Below are 8,858 nucleotides of genomic sequence, written 5' to 3'. Positions count from 1 at the left end.
GGCCGGGCTGACGCCCGGCCCGCCCCTCGACGCTCGGTGGCGCGGACCCTTCCTGCAGGCCCGCGCGTCAGGCAGGCCCGCTCGTGCGGCGGGTCCGCGCGTCAGGCGGGTCGGCTCAGTTGAAGGAGTCGCCGCACGCGCAGGAGCCGGACGCGTTCGGGTTGTCGATCGTGAAGCCCTGCTTCTCGATCGAGTCGACGAAGTCGATGGTGGCGCCGGTGAGGTAGGGGGCGCTCATCCGGTCGACGCGGACGGCCAGGCCGTCGAAGTCCTGGATCTGGTCGCCGTCCATTTCCCGCTCGTCGAAGAAGAGCTGGTAGATCAGGCCGGAGCAGCCACCGGGCTGCACGGCGACACGCAGCGCAAGGTCGTCGCGGCCTTCCTGCTCGAGCAGGCCCTTGGCCTTCTCGGCGGCGGCGTCGGTGAGGACGACGCCCTGCTGCGTGGTCTCCTGCGTGGTCTCGCCTGAAACCGTCATGTGTTCAGCTCCCGGGTCTCGCTGCGCCGCACGCGGCGGCGGCCTGTCGCTTGTCCTCCAGGACGCGTACGCCCCTTCCCGTAGGACAACGTACCTCGCCACAGGCCCATTCCGCTTCCCGGCGGGTTCTAACGCCCAGAAGGGCGCCGAGCGGAGCTCGTCGTTTGCTTGGTGGTGGGTGGGGGCTGGAGGACGGTGCGTTCTACGTCACATCATCGTGGGCCCCCGGATGTGCCATCATTAGTCGTCAAAGCGACGATAAGCCCCCGTCGCGAAGGGAGACACGCCGTGACCACCCCAACGCGCGACCTTCCGCTGCTGCTGCTCGGCGGCGCCGCCGACCCTGCCACCGAGCGCGGCGTGGACTGCCCGGGCGAGTTGCCGCCGGCCTCCGACCCCGCGCTCGTCGAGCGCGCCCGCGCCGCAAAGGCGGCCCTGGGCGAGCGGGTGTTCGTGCTCGGCCACCACTACCAGCGGGACGAGGTCATCCAGTTCGCGGACGTCACCGGCGACTCGTTCAAGCTGGCCCAGCAGGCGGCGGCCCGTCCGGAGGCGCCGTACATCGTGTTCTGCGGCGTCCATTTCATGGCGGAATCGGCCGACATCCTGACCGCCGGGCACCAGCGGGTGATCCTGCCCGACCTCGGCGCGGGCTGCTCGATGGCCGACATGGCGACATTCGACCAGGTCGAGGAGTGCTGGGACGTCCTGGAGGACGCGGGCGTCGCTGACGACGTGATACCCGTCACGTACATGAACTCCTCCGCCGACATCAAGGGCTTCGTCGGACGGCACGGCGGCGTGGTGTGCACCTCGTCCAACGCCAGGCGCGCCCTGGACTGGGCCTACGGGAAGGGCAAGAAGGTCCTGTTCCTGCCCGACCAGCACCTCGGACGCAACACGGCCGTCCTGGAGATGGGCTTCTCCCTGGACGACTGCGTCGTCTACAGCCCGCACCGCCGCGAGGGCGGCCTCACGCAGCGGCAGCTCAGGGACGCCAAGATGATCCTCTGGCGCGGCCACTGCTCCGTGCACGGGCGGTTCACCAAGGAGGCGGTGGACGACGTCAGGGCGCGCGTTCCCGGCGTGAACGTCCTCGTCCACCCAGAGTGCCGGCACGAGGTCGTCACGGCCGCCGACCAGATCGGCTCGACCGAGTACATCATCAAGACCATCGAGGCCGCGGAGCCCGGCTCGTCCTGGGCGGTGGGCACCGAGCTGAACCTCGTCCGGCGGCTCGCGAACGCCCACCCGGACAAGAACGTCATGTTCCTCGACAAGGCCGTCTGCTACTGCTCGACGATGAACCGCATCGACCTGCCGCACCTGGTGCTGTCGCTGGAGTCGCTGGCGGCGGGACGGGTCGAGAACGTCATCGAGGTGGACGAGGAGACCGCGCACTACGCCCGCGCCGCCCTCGACCAGATGCTCGCCCTCCCCTGAGCAGGCCCGGTCACAGGCCGGGGGCGTCCCAGATCGGGAACCACCGGCCGGTGTCGGGCTCGATGTCCAGCTCGCCGGCGAGCGCGTCGCGGGCGCTCGTCTCGACCGTGTTGTTGCGGCGGTGTTCCGCCGACGGCACGTCGGGCGGGCGGGGCGCGAACGGGTAGAACGTCCCGCGTCCGGGCGAATGGACCAGGTAGAGCCGCTGCTTGGCGTCGTCGCGGCGGAAGGAGACGACCGAGCACAGCAGGTAGGGCCCGTATCCGGCGGCGGTCAGCGTGGAGTTGACCATGTGCAGGTCGGCGACGAGCCGGTCGAACGCGTCCGGCGGCCGGGTGACCTGCGCCCAGCCCCAGCCGTAGGGCCCCGCGCTCAAGCCCGACTCGCGGCCGCCGTCCGCTCCCAGGAGGCGGGCGACGTCCCGCTGGGCGCGGCCGAACGCGCCGAACGCGCCGCCCTCGACGAGCCGGTGGCAGACGGCGCCCGCGCCGGTCGGGGCGAAGCCGGTCGCGGCCTCCAGCGCCGACGCGGCGGCGGGCAGCGCGAACAGCCGGTCGAGATCGGGCAGGCCGGGCGGCGCGGGACGGCCGAGCAGCCCGTCCAGGACGCCCACGTCAGCCGCCGCTCTCAAGCCGCCAGGAAATGACCGACAGCCGCTCCGTGCGCCGCTCCAGCGACGGATGGCTGGACAGCAGCGTGTCCACGCCGCCGCCGCGTACCGCGATCACGCACAGGCCGCTCACCGGGCGCAGCGCCCGCAGATCCTCGCGGGACGCGTCCCGGATCACCTCGGTGACCTTGCCGAGGGCGGACGCGAGATCGCCGGGACGGCCCGTCAGCACCGCGCCGGTGGAGTCGGCGCACAGCTCCCGGTGCCGGGACAAGGCCAGCCCGACGAGGGTGCCCGCCGCGAACAGTACCGCCGCCGCCACCCCGAGCGGCAGCAGGACGACCCCGGCGAGCAGGGCGGCGACGCGTCCGGCGCCGTACCTGCCGCGGCCGGTGATCAGGTCCGTCCACCAGCCGAGGAACAGCCCGGCGCACAGGCCGGGGAACGAGGCGATCGCGGTGACGAGCACGTCCCGGTTGGCGACGTGCGCGATCTCGTGGGCCAGCACGGCGGCGAGCTCGGCCGGTTCGAGGCGGGCGCGCAGCCCGTCGGTGACGCACACCACCGCCGAGCCCGGGCCCGACCCGGCGGCGAAGGCGTTCGGCATGTCCAGCGCGGACACAGCGAGGCGCGGCTTCGGCAGGCCGGACGACATGCACAGCCGGTCGACGACGGCGTGCAGCTCGGGCTCCTCGTCGGAGGCGACGAGGCGGGCGTCCATCGCGTAGAGGGCCAGCCGGTCGGCGGCGCGGGCGGAGAGCACCGCGACGGCGACCGCGACGGCCGCGGCCACCGCGCCCCACACCGGACCGGCGAGGAACGCGGGCAGCACGCCCGCCGCGTACACGAGCGCGACCAGGGCCGCCGTCGCGAGCATCCGCCAGGTCAGCCCGGAGTCGGGTGCGTCACGGGAGGGCGCCATGTCCTGACATTACGCCGATCTTGGACGCCGTTCAGCGTCTGAAGACACACAGGCTGGTCACGGGCCTGTCACAGGCCGGGGGCGCCCCAGAGCGGGAACCAGCGGCCGAGGTCGTCCTCGAAGGGGAGATCGGCGCCCACCGCGCCGCGCACCTGCAGTTCGAGCGCGTTGTCGCGCTTGTCGCCGGGCAGGGGCGCGAAGGGGTAGAACGTGCCGCTCTTGTAGCGGTAGACGAGCGCCAGGCGCTGCCCGTCCGGGCCGCGGAAGCCTGCCAGCGAGCAGAGCAGGTGCGGGCCGAACCCGCCGGACTCCAGCGTCGCGTTCACGGCGTGCAGGTCGGTGACGAGGTCGGGCAGCTCGTCGGGACGGTGCGTCGCGAGCAGCCACGTGTAGCCGTAGGTGTCGGTGCTGATCTCGACCTTGGGGCCCTCGTCGGCGTCCAGCAGCTCCTGGACGTCGCGTTGCAGCCGCGCGAACGCGCCGCCCTCCGCCGCGCGGAAGCACACCGAGCCGAGCCCGGTCGGGACGAATCCCGTCGCGGCCTCCAGCGTGACGGCGGCCGTCGACAGCGCGAACAGCCGGTCGAGGTCGGGTTTTGCGGGCTTGGAGCGGCCGAGGAGCGTGTCCAGGAAGCCCACGGATCAGACTCCCCTGCTGAGCTGCTCGGAGATCTTCGAGAGCTGGGCGAGCCGCTTGTCGAGCGAGGGGTGGGTGGAGAACAGCGACGAGACGCTGAAGCCCTTGCCGAGCGCCGGGGTGAAGAAGAACGCGTTGAACGCCTGCGCGGACCGCAGGTCGTTCGTCGGGATCCGCGCGATCTCCCCGTTGACCTTCGTCAGCGCGCTGGCCAGCGCGGACGGGCGGCCGGTCAGCAGCGCGGCGGCGCGGTCGGCGGACAGCTCCCGGTAGCGCGACAGCGCCCGGGTGAGCATGAAGCTGACGGCGTAGGCGAGCGCGCTCGCCGCGACCACGGCGAGCAGGATGAGCCCGGTGTTCTGGTCGTTGCTGCGGCGGCCGAACCCGCCGAACAGGCCGATCTGCAGGCCGATCCGGGTGATCAGGCCCGCGCAGATGCCGAGGAACGAGGCGATCGTCATGACCGCGACGTCCTTGTGCGCGACGTGCGCCATCTCGTGGGCGAGGACGCCTTCGAGCTCGACGGGGTCGAGCCGGCGCAGCAGCCCGGTGGTGACGCAGACGACGGCCTTCTTCTGGTTCCGTCCGGTGGCGAACGCGTTGGGCACGTCGGTGTCGGCGATCGCGACCTTCGGCTTCGGGGCGTCCGACATCGCGCAGATGCGGTCGACGACGCCGTGCAGCTCGGGCGCCTCCTCCGGGGTGACGACACGCCCGTGCATGGCGAACAGCGTCATCTTGTCCGAGAAGAAGTACTGGGCGAGCAGGAAGACCGCCGCCGCGGCGAGCGCGATGAACGCCCACTGCGGCAGGAACACGAAAAAGGCCCCCACGGCGACGACGTAGACCAGCCCCAGCAGGAACATCGTCACGAGCATCCGCGAGGTCAGCCCCCGATCGGAGGCGTATCGCGTTCTGGCCATGCGGCCACCCCCTGTGCATCCCCGATGGTGTTCAGTTGTACAACGCACGGGACCTGGATTTTGTGCCTGACTGTCCAATTCGGTCGGCGCCAGGGGGCTCGTGTCAGTCGGGAATCAGCCCTTCGTCCCCCAGCATCGAGCGGACCTCGTCGATGTGCGCGTCGGCCGGCGGGAGGATCAGCTCGGACGGCGCGAGGCTGTCCGGCGGAAGCGGCGTGCCCACCTTGCGGACGTTCTCCAGCAGCGCGTGCAGCGCGGCGCGGAAGGACGTCTCGTCGCCCGACTCGATCGCCGACTCCAGCTCGTCGTCGAGCGCGTTGAGCGCGGACAGGTCTTCTGCGGCCACGTCCAGCTGGCCCTCGCCCATCAGGCGGACGATCACTGGGCACCCCCGGGCTTCTCCTGCCAGTTCACCTGGGGGGCCTGCTGGGGGGTGTCCTGCTGCTGCGGCTGCGCGGTCGGCGTGCCCTGGTTCAGCTCCTTCGGCGCGGGAGCCTGGCCCAGCTCGGCCTTGAGCTGCTCCAGCTCGAGGTCGACGCCGGGGCCGGAGCCCATCCGGTCGAGCTCGGCCTGGATGTCGTCCTTCGGACCGGAGAAGTCCTCCAGGGCGCCGGACGCCAGCAGCTCGTCGATCGCCCCGGCGCGGGCCTTCATGGTGTCGGTCTTCTCCTCGGCGCGCTGGATCGCGAGGCCGACGTCGCCCATCTCCTCGGAGATGCCGGAGAACGCCTCGTTGATCTTGGTCTGCGCCTCGGCGGCGGTGTAGGTCGCCTTGATCGTCTCCTTGCGGGTGCGGAAGGAGTCGACCTTGGCCTGCAGCCGCTGGGAGGCGAGGGTCAGCTTCTCCTCCTCGCCCTGCAGCTGCTGGTACTGGCCGCGCAGGTCGTTCAGCTGGCTCTCCAGCCCGGCCCGGCGGGTCAGCGCCTCGCGGGCGAGGTCTTCCCGGCCGACCTGCAGCGCCTTCTTGCCCTGGTCGGTCAGCTTGGTCTGCTGCTGCTCGAGCTGGTTGATCTGCAGTTCGAGACGCTTGCGCGAAGTGGCGACGTCGGCGACCCCCCGACGGACCTTCTGCAGCATCTCCAGCTGTCGCTGGTAGGAGTAATCGAGGGTCTCGCGGGGATCCTCCATGCGGTCCAGGGCCCTGTTCGCCTTGGACTTGAAGATCATCGACATTCGCTTCATCACGCTCATCGCGCGGCGCCGGTCCCTTCGTGCTGTCGCCTCAGTCGTGAACTGGGCTCAATGACCACTGCTGGGGTTCTTATCACCCTACGCGTTAACGCGCGAGGCAGCCACGATGTTCGCAGCCGGTAGTCTGATCCCGTGTTCAAGCGTCGTACCCCGGAGGCCCCGGCGAATCCTCCTGAGGTAGTAAAGCCGGGAGGCAAGGGCCGTCCCACGCCCAAGCGCAAGGAAGCCGAGAAGCGCAACCGCCAGCCGATCACCGCCCCGGGCTCCCGCAAGGAGGCGTACCGGAAGGTCAGGGAGCGGCAGGCGTCCGAGCGCGCCAAGGCACGCCAGGGCATGGCGAAGGGTGACGAGAAGCACCTGCTCAAGCGGGACAAGGGCCCCGTTCGCAGGCTCGCCCGCAACTACGTCGACTCACGCCGCACGGTGGGCTCGTACCTCATGTACGCCATGTTCGCGATCGTGCTGCTGAGCATGCTCCCGATCCCGGTGGCCCGGCTGCTGGTGCTGTTCGCGCCGCCGCTGCTGCTCGTCGTCGTGTTCGCCGAGGGCCTGCTGCTGAGCCGCGGCATCAAGCGGCTCGCCGCCGAGCGGTACCCCGACGAGAACGTGAAGGGCGTCGGGCTGTACGCGGCGATGCGCGCCATGCAGATCCGCCGGCTCCGCGTGCCGAACCCGCAGGTCCGGGTCGGCGAGAAGGACAAGATCTGACCCGTGCGACCGGCGGGCTAGGGTCGTGTCCATGGAGTTCCGATACCTGGGCCGGAGCGGTCTGAAGGTCAGCGAGATCGCGTACGGCAACTGGCTCACCCACGGCTCCCAGGTCGAGGAGGACGCGGCCCGCGCGTGCGTGCGCGCCGCCCTCGACGAGGGGATCACCACCTTCGACACCGCGGACGTGTACGCGGGCACGCGCGCCGAGGAGGTCCTCGGACGCGCGCTCAAGGGGCAGCGCCGCGAGGGGCTGGAGATCTTCACCAAGGTCTACTGGCCGACCGGTCCCGGCATGAACGACCGGGGCCTGTCACGCAAGCACATCGTCGAGTCGGTCAACGGTTCCCTTCGCCGGCTGGAGACCGACTACATCGACCTTTACCAGGCCCACCGGTTCGACCACGAGACGCCGCTCGAGGAGACGATGCGGGCCTTCGACGACCTCGTCCGGCAGGGCAAGGTCCTCTACGTCGGCGTGTCGGAATGGCGGGCGGAGGAGATCGAGCGCGCCCTCAAGATCGCCGACGAGATGGGCTTCGACCGGATCATCTCCAACCAGCCGCAGTACTCGATGCTGTGGCGGGTCATCGAGGGCGAGATCGTCCCGCTGTGCGAGCGCGAGGGCGTCGGCCAGATCGTCTGGTCGCCGATCGGGCAGGGCGTCCTGACCGGCAAGTACAAGCCGGGTCAGCCGCTGCCCGCCGGGTCGCGCGCCACCGACGACAAGGGCGGCGCCGACATGATCAGGCGCTTCCTGACCGACGACCTGCTCGCCCGGGTGCAGGAGCTGAAGCCGATCGCGGACGATCTCGGGCTGTCGATGGCGCAGCTCGCGATCGCCTGGACCTTGCAGAACCCCAACGTGGCGTCGGCGATCGTGGGCGCGTCCCGTCCGGAGCAGGTCGCCGACAACGCGCGGGCGGCGGGCGTGAAGCTGGACACGGGCGTGCTGAAGCGGATCGACGACGTCCTCGACCCGGTCGTCATCCGCGACCCCGCCAAGACGGTCAGCCCGCCCCGGCGTCCCTGAACCGTCGCGCGGAAGGGCCGCGGAGCACGCCGGCTCCGCGGCCCCCGCACGTCTCCCCCGTCATTCGGGTTCGAGCAGGCTCATCTCGTACACGACCGACTCGCCGTCCAGCAGGGTCACCGTGTCGACGTCGTCGGCGCGCAGCCCCCGCCAGTTCTCGCCCAGCCAGCTCTCCGCGTCCGCCTGGGTGGAGAAGGTCTCCTCCGACATGCCGACCATGCGCCCGTCGGCCTTCTCCAGACGCCAGCTCCACGCCATCGCGTTCGACCTCCCTCGTCGCGGTGAGACTAGCCCCTCCGCGGCGCGGTTCCGTCAGGACGCGGCCTCGATGGCGCGGCGCAGCGCGGCCGCGCTGTCGGTGTCGGCCTTGTCGAGCGTGCGGCCGTTCACCCGCACGCTGGGCGTGCCCTGCACCCCGGACGCGATGAGGCCCTTGCTGACGGTCTTCACGCTCTCGGCGTAACGCTGGTTCCGGACGCAGGACGTGAACCCGTCGCCGGTGAGCCCGAGGCTCCCGGCGTAGGAGATCAGCTCCGACGTCGCGTAGCCCTCGGTGGACAGGCTCGCCGGCTGGTGGGAGTAGAGGGCGTCCTGGTAGGAGAGCCAGCGCGCGCCGTCGCCGACGCAGCGCAGCGCCGCCGCGGCGCGGACCGCGTTGCCGTGCGCCGGCTGGACGCTCTCGCTGAAGATCACCATCGGGTGGAAGACGACCTTGGCGCGTCCGGAGACGGCGAGTTCCTTGAGCATCGGGTCGTGCATGCGGTCGAACGTGCCGCAGTGCGGGCAGGCGAAGTCCTCGTACACGTCGACCACGGGGGTCGTGACGCCGGGACGGGCCATCGCCAGGCTGCCGTCGGCGAGCGGCGTGGCCTCCGCGCCCCCGGCGATCTGCCCGACCTTCAGCTGGACGTCGC

Annotated in this window: 12 protein-coding genes; 3 read left to right on the top strand and 9 right to left on the bottom strand. The window is 71.1% G+C overall.

Going from position 1 to position 8,858, the window contains the following annotated elements; all coding sequences use genetic code 11:
* Positions 1 to 115: 115 nt before the first annotated feature.
* On the bottom strand, positions 116 to 478 hold the full coding sequence (locus E1287_RS40080) for an iron-sulfur cluster assembly accessory protein (protein WP_131942422.1): 363 nt from the start codon (positions 476 to 478) through the stop codon (positions 116 to 118).
* A gap of 288 nt (positions 479 to 766) precedes the next feature.
* On the opposite strand from E1287_RS40080, the gene nadA reads away from it, so the two are divergent.
* Positions 767 to 1,921 carry a quinolinate synthase NadA gene (nadA, locus tag E1287_RS40075; RefSeq protein ID WP_131970846.1) on the top strand — a complete coding sequence of 385 codons (1,155 nt, stop codon included), beginning with the start codon at positions 767 to 769 and terminating at the stop codon, positions 1,919 to 1,921.
* 10 nt (positions 1,922 to 1,931) lie between these two features.
* On the opposite strand, the gene E1287_RS40070 is transcribed toward nadA, so the two are convergent.
* The 6 genes from E1287_RS40070 to E1287_RS40045 form a co-directional block, all read right to left on the bottom strand.
* Entirely contained in the window at positions 1,932 to 2,552 is a 621-nt protein-coding gene (locus tag E1287_RS40070) for a hypothetical protein (protein ID WP_243719766.1), read from the bottom strand.
* Positions 2,536 to 3,453, bottom strand: a complete 918-nt coding sequence (locus E1287_RS40065; protein ID WP_131970844.1) for a M48 family metalloprotease — start codon at positions 3,451 to 3,453, stop codon at positions 2,536 to 2,538. The genes E1287_RS40070 and E1287_RS40065 overlap by 17 nt, the downstream gene beginning before the upstream one ends.
* A 68-nt stretch (positions 3,454 to 3,521) precedes the next feature.
* Positions 3,522 to 4,091, bottom strand: a complete 570-nt coding sequence (locus E1287_RS40060; RefSeq protein WP_131970843.1) for a hypothetical protein — start codon at positions 4,089 to 4,091, stop codon at positions 3,522 to 3,524.
* A gap of 3 nt (positions 4,092 to 4,094) precedes the next feature.
* A complete protein-coding gene (gene htpX / locus E1287_RS40055; RefSeq protein WP_131970841.1) occupies positions 4,095 to 5,012 on the bottom strand; it encodes a zinc metalloprotease HtpX in 918 nt (305 codons plus the stop codon).
* A gap of 103 nt (positions 5,013 to 5,115) precedes the next feature.
* A complete protein-coding gene (locus E1287_RS40050; protein ID WP_131970839.1) occupies positions 5,116 to 5,394 on the bottom strand; it encodes a hypothetical protein in 279 nt (92 codons plus the stop codon).
* On the bottom strand, positions 5,391 to 6,203 hold the full coding sequence (locus tag E1287_RS40045; RefSeq protein WP_207934748.1) for a PspA/IM30 family protein: 813 nt from the start codon (positions 6,201 to 6,203) through the stop codon (positions 5,391 to 5,393). Before E1287_RS40045 ends, E1287_RS40050 begins: the two co-directional genes overlap by 4 nt.
* A gap of 132 nt (positions 6,204 to 6,335) precedes the next feature.
* Here E1287_RS40045 and E1287_RS40040 point away from each other — a divergent pair, with 132 nt between their 5' ends.
* Both E1287_RS40040 and E1287_RS40035 read left to right on the top strand, forming a co-directional pair.
* Entirely contained in the window at positions 6,336 to 6,911 is a 576-nt protein-coding gene (locus E1287_RS40040; protein WP_131970837.1) for a DUF3043 domain-containing protein, read from the top strand.
* A 31-nt stretch (positions 6,912 to 6,942) separates the two neighbouring features.
* A complete protein-coding gene (locus E1287_RS40035; RefSeq protein ID WP_131970835.1) occupies positions 6,943 to 7,944 on the top strand; it encodes an aldo/keto reductase family protein in 1,002 nt (333 codons plus the stop codon).
* Between the two features lie 60 nt (positions 7,945 to 8,004).
* Here the strand turns inward: E1287_RS40035 and E1287_RS40030 are convergent, their stop codons facing one another.
* Both E1287_RS40030 and E1287_RS40025 read right to left on the bottom strand, forming a co-directional pair.
* Positions 8,005 to 8,202, bottom strand: coding sequence for a hypothetical protein (locus tag E1287_RS40030; RefSeq protein WP_131970834.1), 198 nt, complete (start codon positions 8,200 to 8,202; stop codon positions 8,005 to 8,007).
* A gap of 54 nt (positions 8,203 to 8,256) precedes the next feature.
* A partial coding sequence (locus tag E1287_RS40025; protein WP_131970831.1) for a thioredoxin domain-containing protein occupies positions 8,257 to 8,858 on the bottom strand: 602 nt, incomplete at its 5' end.

The sequence above is a fragment of the Actinomadura sp. KC06 genome (assembly GCF_004348735.1).
Classification (GTDB): domain Bacteria; phylum Actinomycetota; class Actinomycetes; order Streptosporangiales; family Streptosporangiaceae; genus Spirillospora.
Note: the sequence above shows the minus strand (reverse complement) of the source record. Positions and strands in the feature narration are given on the sequence as shown.

What these genes read in the sequence shown, in the direction of transcription:
- E1287_RS40080 (WP_131942422.1), bottom strand. Translation starts at nt 478, where the DNA reads ATGACGGTTTCAGGCGAGACCACGCAGGAGACCACGCAGCAGGGCGTC.
- E1287_RS40065 (WP_131970844.1), bottom strand. Translation starts at nt 3,453, where the DNA reads ATGGCGCCCTCCCGTGACGCACCCGACTCCGGGCTGACCTGGCGGATG.
- htpX (WP_131970841.1), bottom strand. Translation starts at nt 5,012, where the DNA reads ATGGCCAGAACGCGATACGCCTCCGATCGGGGGCTGACCTCGCGGATG.
- E1287_RS40045 (WP_207934748.1), bottom strand. Translation starts at nt 6,203, where the DNA reads ATGAGCGTGATGAAGCGAATGTCGATGATCTTCAAGTCCAAGGCGAAC.
- E1287_RS40035 (WP_131970835.1), top strand. Translation starts at nt 6,943, where the DNA reads ATGGAGTTCCGATACCTGGGCCGGAGCGGTCTGAAGGTCAGCGAGATC.
- E1287_RS40030 (WP_131970834.1), bottom strand. Translation starts at nt 8,202, where the DNA reads ATGGCGTGGAGCTGGCGTCTGGAGAAGGCCGACGGGCGCATGGTCGGC.